Source organism: Hymenobacter chitinivorans DSM 11115, assembly GCF_002797555.1.
Classification (GTDB): domain Bacteria; phylum Bacteroidota; class Bacteroidia; order Cytophagales; family Hymenobacteraceae; genus Hymenobacter; species Hymenobacter chitinivorans.
In genome coordinates this window covers 749,082-766,581 of sequence record NZ_PGFA01000001.1, presented here as the reverse complement: position 1 = coordinate 766,581, position 17,500 = coordinate 749,082, and the positions used below count along the sequence as shown (strand labels likewise).

The 17,500-nt window shown below is 60.7% G+C and carries 16 protein-coding genes and 1 tRNA gene; 11 read left to right on the top strand and 6 right to left on the bottom strand.

Going from position 1 to position 17,500, the window contains the following annotated elements; genetic code table 11:
• The first annotated feature begins 142 nt into the window (after positions 1 to 142).
• Positions 143 to 700, top strand: coding sequence for a hypothetical protein (locus tag CLV45_RS03135; RefSeq protein ID WP_100334934.1), 558 nt, complete (start codon positions 143 to 145; stop codon positions 698 to 700).
• A gap of 154 nt (positions 701 to 854) precedes the next feature.
• On the top strand, positions 855 to 1,565 hold the full coding sequence (locus CLV45_RS03130) for a hypothetical protein (RefSeq protein WP_100334933.1): 711 nt from the start codon (positions 855 to 857) through the stop codon (positions 1,563 to 1,565).
• A gap of 84 nt (positions 1,566 to 1,649) precedes the next feature.
• On the opposite strand, the gene CLV45_RS03125 is transcribed toward CLV45_RS03130, so the two are convergent.
• Entirely contained in the window at positions 1,650 to 2,294 is a 645-nt protein-coding gene (locus CLV45_RS03125; protein ID WP_100334932.1) for a YceI family protein, read from the bottom strand.
• A gap of 42 nt (positions 2,295 to 2,336) precedes the next feature.
• Entirely contained in the window at positions 2,337 to 2,792 is a 456-nt protein-coding gene (locus tag CLV45_RS03120) for a MarR family winged helix-turn-helix transcriptional regulator (protein ID WP_317045092.1), read from the bottom strand.
• A 149-nt stretch (positions 2,793 to 2,941) separates the two neighbouring features.
• Here CLV45_RS03120 and CLV45_RS03115 point away from each other — a divergent pair, with 149 nt between their 5' ends.
• Positions 2,942 to 3,535, top strand: coding sequence for a DUF6799 domain-containing protein (locus CLV45_RS03115; RefSeq protein WP_157807253.1), 594 nt, complete (start codon positions 2,942 to 2,944; stop codon positions 3,533 to 3,535).
• A gap of 323 nt (positions 3,536 to 3,858) precedes the next feature.
• On the opposite strand, the gene CLV45_RS03110 is transcribed toward CLV45_RS03115, so the two are convergent.
• Positions 3,859 to 4,902 carry an enolase C-terminal domain-like protein gene (locus CLV45_RS03110; RefSeq protein ID WP_157807252.1) on the bottom strand — a complete coding sequence of 348 codons (1,044 nt, stop codon included), beginning with the start codon at positions 4,900 to 4,902 and terminating at the stop codon, positions 3,859 to 3,861.
• Between the two features lie 135 nt (positions 4,903 to 5,037).
• On the opposite strand from CLV45_RS03110, the gene CLV45_RS03105 reads away from it, so the two are divergent.
• The 7 genes from CLV45_RS03105 (at position 5,038) to CLV45_RS03075 (ending at position 14,710) form a co-directional block, all read left to right on the top strand.
• A complete protein-coding gene (locus tag CLV45_RS03105) occupies positions 5,038 to 6,474 on the top strand; it encodes a dicarboxylate/amino acid:cation symporter (protein WP_100334929.1) in 1,437 nt (478 codons plus the stop codon).
• An 81-nt stretch (positions 6,475 to 6,555) separates the two neighbouring features.
• The gene (locus CLV45_RS03100; RefSeq protein ID WP_100334928.1) at positions 6,556 to 7,257 is read left to right on the top strand and encodes a hypothetical protein; all 702 of its coding nucleotides are present in this window, start codon (positions 6,556 to 6,558) and stop codon (positions 7,255 to 7,257) included.
• A 222-nt stretch (positions 7,258 to 7,479) separates the two neighbouring features.
• A complete protein-coding gene (locus CLV45_RS03095; protein ID WP_100334927.1) occupies positions 7,480 to 8,874 on the top strand; it encodes a M16 family metallopeptidase in 1,395 nt (464 codons plus the stop codon).
• A 132-nt stretch (positions 8,875 to 9,006) separates the two neighbouring features.
• Positions 9,007 to 10,566: a M16 family metallopeptidase gene (locus tag CLV45_RS03090; protein ID WP_100334926.1), complete on the top strand. Its 1,560-nt coding sequence runs from the start codon at positions 9,007 to 9,009 to the stop codon at positions 10,564 to 10,566.
• Between the two features lie 137 nt (positions 10,567 to 10,703).
• Positions 10,704 to 11,585, top strand: coding sequence for a T9SS type A sorting domain-containing protein (locus CLV45_RS03085; RefSeq protein WP_157807251.1), 882 nt, complete (start codon positions 10,704 to 10,706; stop codon positions 11,583 to 11,585).
• Positions 11,586 to 11,700: 115 nt separating this feature from the next.
• Positions 11,701 to 12,234, top strand: a complete 534-nt coding sequence (locus tag CLV45_RS03080; protein ID WP_100334924.1) for a hypothetical protein — start codon at positions 11,701 to 11,703, stop codon at positions 12,232 to 12,234.
• 139 nt (positions 12,235 to 12,373) lie between these two features.
• Positions 12,374 to 14,710 (top strand): GAF domain-containing protein, encoded by a 2,337-nt coding sequence (locus tag CLV45_RS03075; protein WP_100334923.1) that lies wholly within the window; start codon positions 12,374 to 12,376, stop codon positions 14,708 to 14,710.
• A gap of 278 nt (positions 14,711 to 14,988) precedes the next feature.
• On the opposite strand, the gene CLV45_RS03070 is transcribed toward CLV45_RS03075, so the two are convergent.
• The 3 genes from CLV45_RS03070 to CLV45_RS03060 form a co-directional block, all read right to left on the bottom strand.
• Positions 14,989 to 15,645 carry a phosphatase PAP2 family protein gene (locus CLV45_RS03070; protein WP_100334922.1) on the bottom strand — a complete coding sequence of 219 codons (657 nt, stop codon included), beginning with the start codon at positions 15,643 to 15,645 and terminating at the stop codon, positions 14,989 to 14,991.
• 88 nt (positions 15,646 to 15,733) lie between these two features.
• Positions 15,734 to 15,818, bottom strand: a tRNA-Leu gene (locus CLV45_RS03065).
• 123 nt (positions 15,819 to 15,941) lie between these two features.
• Positions 15,942 to 16,661: a phosphatase PAP2 family protein gene (locus CLV45_RS03060; protein WP_100334921.1), complete on the bottom strand. Its 720-nt coding sequence runs from the start codon at positions 16,659 to 16,661 to the stop codon at positions 15,942 to 15,944.
• Positions 16,662 to 16,799: 138 nt separating this feature from the next.
• Between CLV45_RS03060 and CLV45_RS03055 the strand changes: the two genes are divergently transcribed.
• Entirely contained in the window at positions 16,800 to 17,438 is a 639-nt protein-coding gene (locus tag CLV45_RS03055) for a class I SAM-dependent methyltransferase (RefSeq protein ID WP_100334920.1), read from the top strand.
• Positions 17,439 to 17,500: the final 62 nt, after the last annotated feature.

The following is a 17,500-nucleotide window of genomic DNA, read 5'->3' as shown; positions in this document are numbered from 1 at the left end:
AGGCCCGGCGTCCGCAACTAACGCCGTTAGCCAAGGCAATGTACTAACAAATTTAGTAAAAGCAACTCTAAGGCACCCGTTTTTGCTGTGGGGCGTATTGTCCTGTTAGTTTCCGGTTTCCCTTCCGCCCTGCTCCTGCCCCATGCCCGTTCCGTCCTCCGAATTCAAAAAAGCCCTTAAACGCCTGCCCGACGCCGACAAGGAAAAGCTGCTGCTGCGGGCCGTGCGCCGCGACGCGGAGCTCTACGAAACCCTGGTCTTCGAACTACTGCCCGACGTGACGGTGGAGCAGGTGTATGAGCAAACCTCCGACCGGATTCACGAGCTCTTCAACGTGGCCGTGACGGGTCGCCTACTCAACCGCAGCCTTAACAAGGCCTTGGGTAAGGCCGTCAAGGAAAGTGCCCGCTCCCGCCGGATTACCAAGGACAAGCGCCTGGAAATTGACCTGAACCTCTACGCCCTGCGCCTGATTTTCGACAACTATACCGGGCAGTTCGACTCGCCCTACAACGGCTTTTACGTGAGCACCGCCCGCCTCACGGCCCGCACCGCCCAGCTCATCCTGGCCAACCTGCACGAGGACCTGTGGCTGGAATACAAGCCCGAGCTCGACGACTTTCTGCAGCAGCTCCACGGCCGCAGCAAAAGCCGCAACCTGCGCTTCGAGCTGCCCCGGGAGCTAGTCGTGCCCGCGTAGAAGCCCCAAATGGCACTTTACCGTTGAGCTTAAAAAAGTAAAGTCCTATTCCGTGGGTTGCGGTATACAAGGGAAGAGCTAAATAGATAGTTTTGTAAAATGGCTCAGTCTGTTTGAGTTGACATTTCTATCTTTTCCTCTTTTTTCCTTTCCTATGCGCAATACGTTTACGCAATTTTTGGCCGCTACAATTCTGCTGTTCGGCACTAGCTGCGCCGGCAGCTATACCGCCGTGCGGCCCAGCACGATTACCAACTACACGGCGGTAACCTCGCCCAACAGCCCGGTGGAATTCGGCTACAGCTACGGGGCCCTGAGCGTGCATGGTCGCAACAAAAAATACCTGAAGAAGGAGCGCAAGCGCGGCTACCAGACCGTAGCCGTGCGCGTCAAGAACAACACGGCCACCGAACTCAACTTCTCCCGCGACCTGGAGCTGTACTTCGGCGACCGGCCCGTTATGCCTATTTCGGGCCTGCAAGCGGCCAATGATATGAAGCAGGGCGTCTGGATTTACCTGCTCTACGCCCCCCTGGCGGCCACCGTCGGCGGCACTTACGATCCGCAAACCGGCGTCACGACGGGTGGCACTATCATTCCGTGGGGCCTGGGCGTGTCCGCGGGCAACATCTTGGGCTCTAGCTCGGCCAACACCAATATGCGCAACGAATTTGCTGCCAATGACCTGACCAACAAGGTTATCCGGCCCGGCGAAACCGTAACCGGCATCCTGTGCCTGCGCGAAACCAACGTGGCGCCCCTGCACCTGGTGCTGCGCAACGTAGCCATCCAGACCCGGCCCAGCACTCCTACCCCGAGCCAGATTCCCTCCCCGGCTCAAGCCCTGCCCGCCGGCGGCCAGTAGAGCCTTGCCGCTGACGCTTCACTAAGCATAAAAAAGCCCCGTCGTGCAATACGACGGGGCTTTTTTTATGCTTAACGCTTTCGATTATTGCTTGGCAATAACGTTGAAGCTCAGGGTGAAGTCGTTGTCAATGGCTTTGTCGCCAATGCTTTCGAAGAACGATTTCGAGCCGTATTTGATGTCGAACTGGGTCCGGTCGATGGTGGCCGTGCCCGAGGCGGCGGCTACACCGTTCTTCACGCCGATTTTGGCGGGGAAGCTGATCGGCTTAGTGATGCCCTTGATGGTCAGGTTACCGGTTACGGTAGCGTTGTTGGCATCGGCGGCAGCGCCTTTGATGGGGGTAATCTTGGTGATTTTGAAGGTCGACGTGGCGTTCTTGTCGATGCTGAAGAAGTCGTCGGAGCGCAGGTGACCCATGAGTTTACCGTTGGTGTCGGCATCGGTGATGTCGGTAACCTTCAGCGAGTTCATGTCGATTACGAAAGTACCGCCGGTGATTTGGGCACCTTTTACTTCCACGTCACCGCTCTTGAACTGGATGGTGCCGCTGTGCTGGCCCGTTACTTTTTTGCCGACCCAACCCAGGGTGCTGAGCTGCGGCTGCACTTTGTACACTGTGCCGGCTTTGGTGCTGGTAGCAGCCTTGGGAGCCGAAGGATCTTTGGCTACGGCAGGAGCAGCCATGATCGAAGCAATGAACAGGGCGGAAAGAGCGAATTTTTTCATGACAAAAATGAGGTGAAGGGAATATGGGGTGACTGAGAAACGTCAGTCGCGGATTTTATCGAGAATGGTATTGAGTTGCTGGGCTTCTTCCAGCGTAAGCGTTTTCAGGCCGTGGTGCAAATCTACGCTGGCATCCATGCGCTGCAGCAGCTCCAGGCCGCTGTCGGTGATGCGAATGTCCACGGCCCGGCGGTTGCTGGGGCACACGGTGCGCGTTACCAGGCCCTTGGCCTCGAGCTTGTCGACGATGCGCGAGGCATTGCTGGTTTTGTCGAGCATGCGCTCAATGAGCAGGTTGACCGTAGCCGGCTTGGGGTGCTGACCGCGCAAGATGCGCAGAATGTTGAACTGGGGCAGCGTGATGTCGAATTCGCGGAAAGAGGCGGCCTGCTGCTGTTGCAGCCAGCCCACCGTGTAGACCAGATTGATCAGGCCTTTCTGGTACTCGTCCTTGAACACGGGCTGCTTAATTTCGTCTTCGATTCTCATGGTCTGCATTCAGCCGGGCTGGATTACGTTGCAAATATATGTACATACATTTAATGTCGCAACATAGTTCAGCGAAATATTTTTTGGGGCGCTTTAACGCGGCAAAAACACAATTGCGGCAAACGCGTAAGCTCAGCGTATTAACCAAACACCGCGCCATGAATCGTCCTTTCCTCTCCGCTCTTCTATTGCTGGCGCTGGCCAGTCCGCTCCGGGCCTGGGCCCAAACCCCGGCCCAGCCCAAGCCCGCCCGCCCCGTCGGTGCCATTGCGGCCAACAACACCGACCAGTTTCTGATGCGCGACGGCGAAGTGGTGCTGCGTTCGGGCTCGGGCACCAAGCCCCTGACCCAGAACGTAGTGCTCAGCAACGGCACGAAAGTTAACTACAAGAGCGGCATTGTGGAGCTGCCCGGCGGCAAGAAAACTACCCTCAAGGAAGGCGACTACGTGACCATGCAGGGCGACATCGTGTTTGCCACGCCCGGCAGCGCGGCGGCATCCCGCGGCACCGTGGCCCCGGCCAGCGGCCAGTTTGAGCAGTACGTGGACCGTAACTCCCCGCCCACTACCGCCGACATGGAAACCCGGCTGAGTAGCCTCAACAGTCGCATCACGCTCATGGCCCAGAAAATTCAGCTGCTCAACGACAAAATCAGCCTGCTGAGCGCCGGCACCCAGCGCCCCGCCGACACCAGCCAGCTCGACCAGCAGATCAAGGCTCTGGACGAGCAGCTGAAGCAGGTGAAGTAGGTGGCTCCATGCCTTTTGAGTAGCAAACGCCTTGTTTTCCGACTGCGGAAAGCGGGGCGTTTTGTTTCAGCTGTCATCCTGAGGCCGAGCCGAAGGACCTTCCTGGCCTACCCCACTACGGCTTGTGCCAACATAGAAAAGCTCTTTACCAACTGCTGGTAAAGAGCTTTTCGTGTTGAAAGGAGCTTGTCACTGAGGCGAGGAAGGTCCTTCGTTACGCTTCGCTACTCTCAGGATGACACCTACTGTGGCAACCTCAGCCCGGGAGGTATCACACTGGGCTCGACATGACGGGCAAACGAGAAAATGTCGGGCTGCGAACTTTAGCTCACCACCGGCCGGAGGGTTTTCCAGCACACGGGCAGCGGCGTCAGCAGGCCTTCGGCTTCGCGCACCAGCCCAAAGGGCTCGTCGCGCAGGATGAGGAAACCGTCCAGGTCGCAGACGTCGGCCAAGTGACTGATCTGCAGGGCCGACCAGATACCGAGCGAGGTTTCGACCATGCAGCCCAGCATGGTTTGCAGGCCGTGGGCGCGGGTTTGCTGCAGCAGCCGAATGCCGTTGAGGTAGCCACCGGCCTTCATGAGCTTCATATTCACGCCGTGAAACTGCTGGGCAATGCTGCGGAAGTCGGCCCCGTCGGTAACGGATTCGTCGGCAAAGACGGGCCAGGGCGCGCGGCCGCGCAGGTAGCGGTAATCGTCGGGGCAGTGGGCCGGCAGGGGTTGCTCGAGCAGGCGCACCCGCAGGCCGGGCAAGGTCTGGGCCTGCTCCAGAAACCGCAGCAGCGAGTCGGCGTCGGTCCAGGCCTCGTTGCCGTCGATGAGCACCTCCCGGCCGGGCAAGGCCTGGGTCAGGGCCCGGAGCAGTTCGAAGCCGCTGTCCTGGTTGACCTTTATTTTGAGCTGGCCAAAGCGGCTCATCCCCTGGGCCCGCACGAATTCGGCCACGGCGCCGGGCTCCATGATGGGCAGGGTAAAGGCAGTGGCCGCCGGCCGGCTCGGGGCCGGTACGCCCAGCCAGGCCGCCACCGACTGCCCCCGCAGCGCGGCTTCGCGGTGCACGAAAGCCGACTCCACGGCAAAGCGCAGGGCGTGGGACGGGGCGTGGGCGGCCAGAAACTCTTCCAGCTCGGGCAGATGGATATACTGGCCCAGCCCGGCTGCTACCAGCGCTTCGAATTCGGCGGTCAGCTTTTCGGGCGTTTCGTTGTAGCGCACGTTGGGTGCGGCCTCACCCCAGCCCGCAGTCGTGCCCTCGCCCACGCGCACGAGCAGGTTGGTTTTAGTGACGGAGGCATTGCGGGAAATCTTCCAGGTAAAGCGCAGCGGCAGCTCGTGAGCGGCCATCGTCCAGAGTAGCGACACAGCTAGATACAATAGAGAAGAGTAGAGTACAGAGGTACGGAAAAACAAGATTGAAAAGGTGCAATTCACCACGAAAGTCAAAAACCTATCTTTGCTGAGTTTCCCGCCTTGATTCTCCTTCGTTTTTCCTTCCGCATGAAGTTTTCCCGCCTTGCTCTCCTGGTTCTGCTGCTGTTCGTAGTGGCTGGGGGCCTCACCCTGTTGCACGCCTCTAACCCCGCCAGCCTGCCCGAGGCCGTGCCAATGGCCGCCCGCTGGCTGGCCCTGGCCGCCATGGTAGCCTACGCCTTTCAGCGCCGCTCCCTCACCTTCTGGATTGTGACCAGCATGTTCGTCGGGGCCGAGGCCGGAGCCGACTTCCCGGTGCAGGCCCAGAACCTGAAGGTGCTCAGTGACGTGTTCCTGCGCTTGGTTAAGACCATCATTGCCCCGCTCGTATTTGCCACGCTGGTGGTGGGCATAGCCGGGCACGCCGACCTGAAAAAGGTGGGCCGCATGGGCGTCAAGGCCCTGGTGTACTTCGAAATCGTCACCACGTTTGCCCTCTTTATTGGCCTGGCGGCCATCAACCTGACCAAAGCCGGCCGCCTCGACCCGGCCGTGCTGGCCGCCGCCCAGGCCAACAACAACGTGAATGAAACCATTGCCGCCGCGCCCAAGCAAACTGCGGCCGACATTATCACCCACATTTTCCCCGAAAACATTGCCAAATCGGTAGCCGAGGGGCAGGTGCTGCAGGTAGTGGTGTTTGCCATCATTTTCGCCATTGGTTTGGCCATGGTCCACGGCAAGCACCGCCGGGCCATGCTGGAATGGTCGGAAAGCCTGTCGGAGGTGATGTTCAAGTTTACCAACGTGGTTATGTTCTTCGCCCCGCTGGGCGTGGGCGGGGCCATTGCCTACACCGTGGGCAAGATGGGCTTCGGGCCCCTGGTCAACGCCGTGCAGCTGCTGCTCACGCTCTACGCGGCCTTGATTGCCTTCCTGATTCTGATTCTGCTACCCGTGGCCCTCATTGCCCGGATTCCGATTAAGCGCTTCGTGCAGGCCATTGCCGAGCCGGTCAGCATTGCCTTTGCCACTACGTCGTCGGAGGCGGCCCTGCCCCGGGCCATGGAGGCCATGGAAAGCATCGGAGTACCGCGCCGGGTGGTGGCCTTCGTGATGCCCACGGGCTACTCGTTCAACCTGGATGGCACCACGCTCTACCTCTCGCTGGCTGCCATCTTCGTGGCCCAGGCCGCCGGCGTAGAGCTCTCCTTCGGCCAGCAGCTGGTAATGGTATTCACCCTGATGCTGACCAGCAAGGGCGTGGCCGGGGTGCCGCGGGCGTCCCTGGTGATTCTGCTGGCGACGGTAGACTCGTTCGACCTGCCCGCCTGGCCCATCTTCATCATCCTGGGTATTGATGCCCTGATGGACATGGCCCGCACCGCCGTCAACGTCATCGGCAACTGCCTGGCCTCGGCCGTGGTGGCCCGCTGGGAAGGTGAGTTTATCGACAACTACGTGGCCCCGCCTCTCGACGAGCTGGCCGAAGCCGACAGCAGCCTGGCCCAGCACGCGCACTAAACGAGCTGGTCCGTACAACTACCGCCGGCCCGGCACGTTCTCAGGCCGCCAACTGCTTACTTTACTTCTACTTGCAACGCTATGAAATACCTACTTCGGGTTTGCCTGCTGGGCTTGCTGGCCTCCTCCATGGGCTGCCGCTCCCTGGACCAGGCCCTGTTTACGATGCCCACAGCGCCCCTCTCGACGCGCCTGCCGGTGCTGAAGCCGTCGGTGGAGGCCGGGCCCCTGGCCAAGAAAGGCAACGGCGCCACCAGTGAGGACCTGCAGAAGCTGTTTCAGCTGGAGCTGGAGCAGAACCTGATGGACGTGAAGGACACGACTACCTACGGCTCCATCAAGCTGCGCGTGACCAAGGCCAGCGCCAAGCGCACGGGCCAGGGCTTACGCATCTTCCAGTACGTCACCCTGCTGACCCCGCTGCTGCTGGGCGTGCCGCTGGAATACCACCAGGCCAGCCTGCAGGCCGAGGTGCAGGTCGTGGATGTGCACGGCTCCGTGCTGGCCCGCTACTCGGGCAAGGGCAGCGCCAAAGTAAAGGTGGCCATGTACCACGGCTACTCCCGCACCGGGGCGCCGCGCCTGGCTGATGTGGAATCGGTGCGGCAGGCCCTGAACCAGATTCGCCCCCAGGTGGAGGCCGACGCCAGCTCTTTGCGCGGGCAGCTGATTATGACGGCCTACCCCAACGAGGTCATTATTCAGGAGCTACCGGGCATGAGCGGCAACTCTCCCAAAGCCCCCGAGCCGGCCGACTCGACCCGCACCAAGCCCGGCAACTAAGTCTGCGCCCCACCAATCTGACTGCGCACGGCGGCTTCCTTCGAAGCCGCCGTTTTTATTGCGGGCCGACTGGAGTCGGTCCGGCCGGCGGCTTCGGGTAAACTGCGCGTAGATTACCCGGGAATTTAGGCCCGAAAGTGCAACCTTTACCGCCGCACCGCCTCCTTTGGCGCGAGTGCGCCGCCTTGGTTTTGCCCTCCCCATTCTAACCCTTTCACTTGCATGAAACACTCCGTCCAGACCTGGCTGCTCGCCGCCGGTCTTCTGGCTGCGCCCCTGGCTCAGGCGCAAAAAAAGGCTGCTCCGGCGGCTACTACCCCGGCCGCCACTTCGACGGCGGCTCCGGCTTTCCCCTACCCTATTCAGCAGAAACAGCTGGCCAACGGCATGAACGTGGTGACCGTGCCCTTCGACTCGCCCGGCCTGGCCTCGGTGTTTCTGGTGGTGCGGGCCGGTTCCCGCGACGAAGTGGAGCCCGGCCATACCGGCTTTGCCCACTTCTTCGAGCACGTCATGTTCCGGGGCACCGACAAGTACAGCAAGGAGCAGTACGACCAGGTGCTCAAGTCGGTGGGGGCTTCGGCCAACGCCAACACCTCGTTGGACCGCACCGTGTACCACATGACCGGCAACGCTACCATGCTGGAGAAAATGCTGGAAGTGGAAGCCGACCGGTTTCAGCACCTCAAGTACGCCGAGCACGACTTCAAGGCCGAAGCCGGGGCCGTGAAGGGCGAATACACCAAGAACTCGGCCTCGCTCTACACCCAGCTCAACGAGAAAGTAGCCGACGCCGCCTTCGACAAGCACACGTATGAGCACACCACCATGGGCTTCTTCAAGGACGTGGTGGACATGCCCAACCAGTATCAGTACTCGCTGCAGTTCTTCGACCGGTTTTACCGCCCCGAGTACACGACCCTGCTGGTAGTCGGCGACGTGAAAACGGAGCAGGTCAACCAATTGGCCGACAAGTATTTCAGCATGTGGAAGCGCGGCAGCTACCAGCCCGCCATTACCCAGGAGCCCGAGCAGACGGCCCCGCGCTACGTGCACATTCAGAACGCCAACTTCCCGCCCCTGGTGAGCTTGAGCTACCGCGGCCCGGCCTTCAACGACCAGAGCAAGGATTTGCCCGCCCTGGACATTCTGACCACGATGCTGTTTTCCGACAACTCCCCTTTGTACCAGAAATTGGTGGTGAAAGAGCAGAAAGTGCGCTTCGTGGGCGGCTCGCCCAACTACACCCGGGACCCGTACCTGACTTCCATCCGGGCGTCGGTGGTGAAGGCGGCCGACATGGCCTACGTGAAGGATGAGATTACCAAAGCCCTGGAGGATTTGAAAACCACGCCCGTGGACGCCAAGCGCCTGGCCGATACCAAGTCGGCGCTGAAGTACAGCTTCCTGATGGGCCTCGACTCGCCCGACCAGATTGCCAACGGCTTGGCCCAGTATATCTGGCTGACCGGCAACCCCCAGAGCCTGAATAACTTCTACGCCCTCTACGACCAGGTAACACCGGCCGACATCCAGGCCGCGGCCAAGAAGTACTTCGTACCCGAGCACCTCACCGTGGGCACCATCGGGCCCAACCCGACCGGCGGCGTGCAGTAGCGTTTTCTTGTTGATTGCTAATTGTTGAATGTTAGTTGTTGATTGTCAGATTTTTGAACATCAGCTAAACAACAATCACCATTTAACAATCAACAACCAACTAATCCTTCCCTCTCGATTCTCTTTCGTCCAATGAAACATACTTTTTCCCGCCTGCTGCTGGCCGCGGCCCTGCTCGGCCCCGTGGGGGCGCATTTCGCGCAAGCCGCCGACGTGGTGGAGCTGCGCCAACCCAACGCCTCGAAAGTGGTGGTGAAGCTGCAGTTCCGCAACGGCTCCTCCGCCGACCCCGTGGGCAAGGAAGGCCTCACGTTCCTGACCAGTCAGCTGGTCACCGAAGGCGGCACCAAGGCCATGACGGCCGCCCAGCTCAAGGACTTCCTCTACCCGATGGCCACCACCTACTACGCCACCACCGACAAGGAAGTCACCACCTTCACCTTCGAGTTTCACAAGGACTTTACCGACAAGTTCTACCCCGTACTCCAGGGCCTGATTCTGACGCCCAGCTTCACCCAGCAGGATTTCGACCGGCTCAAGTCCAACCAGCTCAACTACGTGGAGCAGGTGATTCGGGCCTCTTCGGATGAGGACTACAGCAAGTTTGCCCTCGAAGACCAGCTCTTCCGCGGCACCCGCTTCCAGCACATGACCCGCGGCACCGCCGCCGGGGTGCGCAGCCTCACGCTCGACGACGTGAAGAAGCACTACGCCGCCGCTTTTGGCAAGGACAACCTGACCATCGGCATTGCTGGCAACTTCCCGGCTTCCTTCGCCAAAAAGCTCAAGGATGACCTGGAAAAGCTGCCCAAGAGCACGGCTAAGCCCGTGGTGCCCACCGTGGCCGCGCCCAAGGGCATCCACGTCGAAATCATCAGCAAGACCGACGCCCTGGGCTCGGCCGTGTACGCCGGCTTCCCCATCCAGACCACCCGCGCCAGTGACGACTTCGCCGCTTTGATGGTAGCCAACTCCTTTCTCGGGGAGCACCGCAAAAGCTACGGCCGCCTGTACGACAAGATCCGCACGACCCGCTCGATGAACTATGGCGACTACAGCTACATTGAGTGGTACGAAAACGGCGGGCAGAACATGCTGCCCGTGCCCGGTGTGCCCCGCCACGCCAACTACGCCAGCCTCTGGCTGCGCCCGGTCCAGATTGCCGAAGGCCTGCGCAAGCAGTACCCCACCGAGCTGGGCGGCCTCACCGTGGGCCACGCCCCGTTTGCGCTGCGTCTGGCCGTGCGTGAAATGGATAACCTGGTGAAAAACGGCATGAGCAAGGAAGACTTCGAAATTACCCGCACCTTTTTGCGCTCCTACGTGAAGCTCTACGGCACCACGCCCTCCAAGCAGCTCGGCTTTCTGCTCGACTCCAAATTCTACGGCCGCAAGGACTACCTCAAGGAGCTCGACGGGCAGTTTGCCAAGCTCACCCTCGACGACGTGAACAAGGCCATTAAAAAGCACTGGCAGACGCAGAACATGTACGTGACCATCGTCACGGACGACAGCGAGGCCCAGCCCCTGGCCGACGTGCTCAAGCAGAACACGCCCTCGCCCATGAGCTACGCCAAAGTAGTGAGTGAGGGCCTGCCCAAGGAAGTAGTGGCCGAAGACGCCCAGGTGGCCAACTACAAGCTGAACGTAACCGAAGTCAAGGTTATCGACACCAAGGACACGTTTAAGTAAGCCGCAAAAGCCGCCTTTGACTAGAAAAAACCGCTCCGGCACACGCCGGAGCGGTTTTTTTCGTTTCCGGATTAAACGTTACCGCCGCTGGTCCATCTATGGTTCTGAAAATTGCAACCCCGGCTTATTATCCCCTTATGAAAGCAACCCTGCTAAAATCCCTGCCCCTGCTGCTGGCGGCCCTGCTCAGCGGCTCCGCCACCTTCGCCCAGGGCCACCGCGCCGCTGCTACACCCGGCCGCCAGGAAGTGCGGGCTTACTACCAGGCCAACGTGCTGCCCGTGGTGCGACAGCAGCGCCAGAAGCTCGAAGCCCAGCTCGTCCCCGCCGACAAAGCCCAGCTGGCCACCTACCGGAAGGAATTGCAGGACCTGCGCCTGCGCGGCAAGGCTCTGCGGGAAAGCCTGAAGCCCGCCGGCTCCACCGAACCCCGCCCCACTCCGACCGACGCCCAAAAGCAGCAGTTGCAGGCCCTGCGCTCCGAGAGCCGCGAAATCATGGTAAAAGTGGGCTTGCTGGCCAAAAAGTACGAGGCGCCCCTGGCTCAGCTCAGCCAGGAAATTCAGCCCCAGAAGCAGCAGTGGGCCGCTGACATCAAAGCCATTACCACCAAAAATGCCACGCCCGAGCAGCTGGAGAAACACAAGCAGTTTGGGGAGCACCACCGCGGCGGCCACGACGGCATGAGCCAGTTTCTGCGCCCGACCCGCTTCCTGCTCCTGGACCCTAACGCCCCCGCCCCGCCGGCCGGCGCCGGCCCTGAGGCCGGTCTGAACGTGTACCCCAACCCGGCCGCGGCCACTAACCAGCTGGAATATTCGGTGAAAAAGGCCGGGCCCGTGACCATCGAAATTCTGGACGGCCGCGGCAACACCCTGCGGCCCGTGGTGCAGAACGAGCAGCAGGAGAAAGGCAGCCACACGCTCAGCACCGACCTGCACGACCTGCCCACCGGCACCTACTACTACAAAATCACGACCCGCTCGGGCACCGAAACCAAGCGCTTCGTCAAGCAATAAGACGCCCCGTTTCGTCGTATAAGAAGCCAGCTCCTTTCCGGGGCTGGCTTTTTGTTTGTTTTGCTTTGGTCCCGCGCCCGGATGCTGCCCGCCGGGCGTTACCTTTACGGCTGCTATGCTACGCTCCTTCCTCACCTGGCTTCTGCTGCTTGGCTCCACCCTGCTCGTGGGGGCCTGCTGCGCTAATAACTCCTGCTACTGCCAGGACACCTTCGACAATGTGGTGTTTTTCCGCTTTAACGCCGTGGCCGGCACCCCGGGCGCCTTTACGCCCCAGGAGCTGGATACCATCATCATCACCCGCACCCCGGTGGCGCCCAAAAGCACCCTCAAGCCCGATACCATCCGCATCGTCCGCGCCACACTGGCCCAAATCGACGACTCCATTGCCCTGGGTCAGGGCCTGACCTTCAGCAGCGCCCCGCTGCGCTTCACCAAGTATCAGTACCGAATCTGGCCCGCCGGCCTGCCCCAGCAGGTTTTCAAAATCGACTCCCTGAACGTGCAAAGCCGGCCCGACGCCGTGGATGGCTGCTGCACCTGCTATAAGGTTATTGCCAAAGACCTGCGCCTGAACAACGTTCCCGTTAATTTGCTCGATCCTAAGGACAGCGAAAAGCCGGTCTACACGTTGCTGAGAAAGTACTAATAAGCTCCTCCGTAGCGTATTTGGGCCGCGCGGGTTCCAACCAACGTCCGGGCGGAGCCGCGCTGCGTATAGGGCCGTAACAGCCTTGGGGCGTGGCGAGTGAATCAATCTGCCGGGCCCGGCTGTTATACCGTCACTTATGTTACGAGAACCTACTGCCCGCCCAATTATAGCTCCTTCCCTGGCTTTTCCCTTCAAGACGACGCTTAGTCTGGAGCCGATTATTAGCTATTGGCAGGCCCGCGAAAATGACCCCAACCCCGGCGTGGCCCTGCTGGCCCGCTCCATCGGGGAGCAAGTGGCCGCCGCGCCCTGGTGCCGCGGCCCGATTACCGACCTGAGCGTGCTCGACTGCAGCTGCGACCTGGTCGAGACCCTGCTGATGGCCGTGTTTCCGCCGGCTTCCTTCCTCTCCGACATCAGCGGGGCCGTAGCGCCGTTTCAGCGCCTGAGCTTCTACCACACGCCCAAGTTTGCCGAGGTTCTGCTCAACGCCAACAAGACCGTTAAGCAGCCGCTGAACTTCGACCCGCGGACCATGGATATCTACATGGCCCGCATGGTGTACCAATTGATTCTGGACAAAGTATACGGCGTGGATTTGCCTCTGCAGGGCACCATCATCTTCACCGTGCCCGACTACAACATCGGCTCCTACCGCCACTACGGCGTGGGCTATACCTCCACGTTTGTGGATGTGCGCGTGGTGGGCGAAAAGCCGGAGCTGACGCCCGAGCAGATTGAGTTTCTGAGCCACAACCTGCACCGCGCCGACCTTTGGCACGAGCTGCTGCCGCCCGAGCGGTTTGAACTCGAAGGCTTTAACATCCTGCACCTGGTGGACGTGACCGAGCAGGAAATTCTCTCCGAGCTCAAGTACGACCTGCTGGAGCGCGACGTGCTGCAAGCCTCCGACCGGCTCGAGCAGATTCAGGAAAAGCTGCGGGTGCTCTTCGGCCGGCCGTTTCTGCAGCTGGGCATTGCCGCCTACGACGAGAAAAAGCAGGCTTTCGTGGACTTTGGCCGCAAAATCAACCACAGCTTCCTGACCAAGCAGCTCAACAACCAGGATTCGGGCTCGGGCTTCCGCCGCATCTACAACCAGCTCTTGCAGGACCGCCAGCCCCTGGTACTGCAAAACGTGGAGCAGGCCGATATTCCCGACGACTTGCGGGAGCAAATTCTGGGCATCGGCATCAAAAGCACGATTCTGGCCCTGCTGCCCTACGGCGACGATACGGTGGGCCTTCTGGAGCTGGGCTCGCCCAACGTGGGTGACCTGGACGAGTTCTGCATCGAGAAAGTGCAGCAGTTTGTGCCCTTGTTTGCGGTGGCCGTTAAGCGCAACTCCGAGGAAATCCAGACCCGGGTGCAGGCTATTATCAAGGAGAAATTCACGGCCATTCATCCCACCATGGAATGGCGCTTTACCGATGCGGCCCTGAACCTGCTCAACAAGCTGGAGGATGGCAACAAAAACGCCGAAATGGAGGCCATTGTCTTCCACGACGTGTACCCGCTGCACGGCGCCAGCGACATTCGGGGCAGCAGCACGGCCCGCAACGAAGCCATCCAGGGCGACCTTATCGAGCACCTGACCCTGGCCAACAAGGTGCTCAAGAAAGCCTCCGAGTTTCAGCAGCTCCCCATTCTGGACGAACTCAAGTTCTACGTCAACAAGAACCTGCGCCGCCTGCGCCAGGGCATCCTGACCGGCGACGAGGTGAGCATCTTCGAGTCGCTGAAGACGGAAGTAGAGCCCCTGTTTGAGTACCTGAGCAACAACACGCCCGAGCTGCGGCCCGTCATTGCCCAGTACTGGAGCAATATCGACCCCGAGCTGGGCATCCTCTACAAGCGCCGCAAGGACTTCGAGCAGAGCGTGACCCTGCTCAACGACACCGTCAGCGACTACCTCGACGAGGAAGAAGCCAAGGCCCAGCAGATGTTTCCGCACTACTTCCAGCGTTTCAAAACCGACGGCGTGGAGCACAACATCTACGTGGGCGGCTCCCTGGTCGAGAACAAGCCGTTTGACTTGGTTTTCCTGAAAAACCTGCGGCTGTGGCAGCTGCTGGTGACGGTGGAAATAACCCGCCGCACGGCGGCCCTCAAGCCCAAGCTGGCCGTCCCGCTCGACACCACCCAGCTGATCCTGATTCACGGCCAGCCCCTGAGCATCCGCTTCCGCCAGGATGAGCGCCAGTTCGACGTGGACGGGGCCTACAACATCCGCTACGAAATCATCAAGAAGCGCGTGGATAAGGCCACCGTGCTCGGTACCGGCGAACGGCTCACCCAGCCCGGCAAAATTGCCCTCGTCTACGCTCAGCTCCGCGAAGCGGCCGAATACATGGAGTACATCGACTACCTCCAGGACCGCGGCCTGCTCGAACCCGAAGTAGAAGAGCTGGAGCTCGAAGAGCTGCAAGGCGTAAAAGGCCTGCTGGCGCTGCGAGTCACGGTGAAACTGTGAATGAGTGAATGAGTGATTGAGCGAGTTTGATGTTCGGCTGGCGCGAATGGCGCCCTCATATCATTGCGAGGCCAAAGGCCGAAGCCATCCGTCCTCTGCTCGTGACTAGCATCCTTTTACGCGAAAGCCCTCAACCGTAGCAACGATTGAGGGCTTTTCACTCTAGAAGGCTGAGCACATTTCAACGGACGAATTGGTTTGCAAGCTCGCAATGACACGAGTATTAATTCCCACATCATCCACATTCACCCACATTTCGCACATTAAAAATTAGCGCATCAACTTTTCCACCACAGGTGCAGGCCCGAGCGCAGGAGCATGAGCCAGGCCAGGCCGGCCACGAAGCCGGCCAGTACGTCGGTGGTGTAGTGTACGTGCAGGTAGATGCGGGTGCCGCCGATGAGTACGGCCCAAAGCAGCAGGGCTACGGCCCAGAGTGGGTGGCGGCGGTGGCGCCAAAGCAGCCAGGCCAGGCAGCCGTAGAGGGCCGTGCCAATCATGGCGTGGCCGCTGGGAAAGCTCAGGCCCAGCTGCGGAAACAGGGCCGTATCGGGGCGCAGGCGGTGAAAGTGGGTTTTGAAGAGCTGGTTGAGAATGGCCGCCCCCGCCACGGCCCAAAACACCTCCAGGGCTTCCCGCTTCTTTTTTTGCCAGGCCAGCGCGGCCGGAATCAGCAGGCCGGCGGCTACCAGAAAGGGCGCGGAGCCGAAAAAGGTGACGCCGATAACCCAGGGCGTGAGGCCGGGCGCGGCGGCCCGCAATTGGTCCATGTGGGCAAACCCCCACTGGTCGAGCTCAGTAGAGTGCTGCACGAATACTACCCGGGTCAGGTAAAAAAAGGCGGCCAATGAGCTCAGAAATACCAGCAGCAGCACGCCCACTTCCAGCACCAGAAACGTGAAGAGCGTGAGCAGGCGCGTAAGAAGTTTATTCATGGCAAACGAGGCAAAACCTAGTCAGCAGCCCGGTACAGTCCGGACCGCTGAAAAACAAAAAAGCCGGCCCTTTCGGGGCCGGCTTTCGTGGTGCGCTCGGAGAGACTCGAACTCTCACACCTTGCGGAACTGCCGCCTGAAGACAGCGCGTCTACCAATTTCGCCACAAGCGCATCTGGTTGTTGAAGGGTGAAACTCCCTGTTGGAGTGTCTTTCAACGATGCAAAGATACAGGGCTGCGAAGTAGTTTATCAAGCTTTCGGCAAAAAAATTTGCGAAAAAACTTCGCCAGCACGCTATTCAGGCTGTTTTTCAGCCAATTGCGGCGCGTATTTAAATCGTTTTTTTACCGATTTCTCGATGTACTGCAGCAGCGGAATAGCAATTAGCAGCCAGACCAGGCCGGCCGTGAAGCCCGCCAGCACGTCGGAAGCGTAGTGCACCCGCAGGTAGACGCGGGTGAGGCCGATGAGCAGAATCAGACCGGCCAGGCCGGCAATCAGGACCAGGCGCAGAACTTTTTGGCGGCGCACGTGTGTCAGTACTAAGTAAATCAACAACCCGTAAAACGAGGCGCTGATCATGGCGTGTCCGCTCGGGAAGCTCAGCCCGGAAGCCGATACCAACGGCAGCAGGGGCCGGGGCCGGTGGTAGGTGGTTTTGAGCACCAAGTTCAGCGTGATGCTGCCCAGGGCCACCACCGGCACCAGCAGTGTGTACCAGCGGTGCCGCCGCACAAACAGGAAATAGCCAATGAGCAGCAATGCCACGGCCGTAATGAAGTTGCGCGATGCCAGAAACGTTATTTTTTCGACCCAGCCGCTCTCATTGGCTCCGAGTAGGTGCCGGGCCCAGTGGAAGGCCCGCGCGTCGAACCCAGCTGCATCCTGATCCAGCACCTGCCGCCCCAGGGCCAGAAAACCCACGATGCCTAAGGCTCCCAGCCCCAGGGTTACGGCAAATTCCGCCGCAAATAACATAAAGCCCGCCCCGATTCGGCGAAAGTAGTTGGTCATTGCTGGGCAGCCCATTGGTACGCCCTGCTGCATACGCAGCCCGCAGCCAAACAGGCATATTTCGCGGGCAAGCTCAACTATACCGCGGAATTGTCGGTACCTTACCTATCCCGCTCTCCTCCCTCCTGCCCTTCGCTCATGTCTTCCGTTGATGCCGGTTTCGACCGGGTTGCCCCATTTTACGACCCTTTAGCCCGCCTCGTGTTTGGCGACGCCCTGCGGCGCGCCCAGCAGGCGGCCCTGGCCGGCCTGCCCCCGGGCCGGCCCCGGGTGCTGATTATTGGCGGAGGCTCGGGCTGGGTGCTGGGCGAAGTGCTGCAGCGCCGCCCCGACGCCCGGGTGCTCTACCTGGAAGCCTCGGCCCTGATGCTGGCCAAGTCACGGGCGACGCTGCTGCAAGCCGCGCCCGAGCACGCCGGGCAGGTGGAATTCCGGCTGGGCACCGAGCACGACCTACGCCCCGACGAGTCGTTTGACGCCATCATCACCTTCTTCTTTCTCGACCTGTTTGAGCCGCGCCGCCTGCAGGCCATCCTGGACGCCCTGAACCAGGCTCGGCGGCCGGGCGCCCCTTGGCTGCTGGCCGACTTTCGGCCCGCCCAGACGCTCTGGCAGCGCCTGCTGCTACAGACCATGTACCGTTTTTTCCGGCTCACGACCGGTATCAGCGGCCGCGCAATGCCCGATTTGCATCCCGCGTTGCGTTGTCTGGGCCTGGTGGTGCAGCAGCAGCACGTGTTTTTTCGGGGGCTGGTCGAGGCCACCGTGTTTGGGTGAGGAGGGCCGCGGACAGGAAAAACGAGCCGGAACGGCCGAAGTAGCGCGGCGGCGCCCTATTT

What these genes read in the sequence shown, in the direction of transcription:
- CLV45_RS03085 (WP_157807251.1), top strand. Translation starts at nt 10,704, where the DNA reads ATGAAAGCAACCCTGCTAAAATCCCTGCCCCTGCTGCTGGCGGCCCTG.
- CLV45_RS03060 (WP_100334921.1), bottom strand. Translation starts at nt 16,661, where the DNA reads ATGACCAACTACTTTCGCCGAATCGGGGCGGGCTTTATGTTATTTGCG.
- CLV45_RS03115 (WP_157807253.1), top strand. Translation starts at nt 2,942, where the DNA reads ATGAATCGTCCTTTCCTCTCCGCTCTTCTATTGCTGGCGCTGGCCAGT.
- CLV45_RS03080 (WP_100334924.1), top strand. Translation starts at nt 11,701, where the DNA reads ATGCTACGCTCCTTCCTCACCTGGCTTCTGCTGCTTGGCTCCACCCTG.
- CLV45_RS03130 (WP_100334933.1), top strand. Translation starts at nt 855, where the DNA reads ATGCGCAATACGTTTACGCAATTTTTGGCCGCTACAATTCTGCTGTTC.
- CLV45_RS03090 (WP_100334926.1), top strand. Translation starts at nt 9,007, where the DNA reads ATGAAACATACTTTTTCCCGCCTGCTGCTGGCCGCGGCCCTGCTCGGC.
- CLV45_RS03120 (WP_317045092.1), bottom strand. Translation starts at nt 2,792, where the DNA reads ATGCAGACCATGAGAATCGAAGACGAAATTAAGCAGCCCGTGTTCAAG.
- CLV45_RS03055 (WP_100334920.1), top strand. Translation starts at nt 16,800, where the DNA reads ATGTCTTCCGTTGATGCCGGTTTCGACCGGGTTGCCCCATTTTACGAC.
- CLV45_RS03070 (WP_100334922.1), bottom strand. Translation starts at nt 15,645, where the DNA reads ATGAATAAACTTCTTACGCGCCTGCTCACGCTCTTCACGTTTCTGGTG.
- CLV45_RS03125 (WP_100334932.1), bottom strand. Translation starts at nt 2,294, where the DNA reads ATGAAAAAATTCGCTCTTTCCGCCCTGTTCATTGCTTCGATCATGGCT.
- CLV45_RS03105 (WP_100334929.1), top strand. Translation starts at nt 5,038, where the DNA reads ATGAAGTTTTCCCGCCTTGCTCTCCTGGTTCTGCTGCTGTTCGTAGTG.
- CLV45_RS03100 (WP_100334928.1), top strand. Translation starts at nt 6,556, where the DNA reads ATGAAATACCTACTTCGGGTTTGCCTGCTGGGCTTGCTGGCCTCCTCC.
- CLV45_RS03095 (WP_100334927.1), top strand. Translation starts at nt 7,480, where the DNA reads ATGAAACACTCCGTCCAGACCTGGCTGCTCGCCGCCGGTCTTCTGGCT.
- CLV45_RS03075 (WP_100334923.1), top strand. Translation starts at nt 12,374, where the DNA reads ATGTTACGAGAACCTACTGCCCGCCCAATTATAGCTCCTTCCCTGGCT.
- CLV45_RS03135 (WP_100334934.1), top strand. Translation starts at nt 143, where the DNA reads ATGCCCGTTCCGTCCTCCGAATTCAAAAAAGCCCTTAAACGCCTGCCC.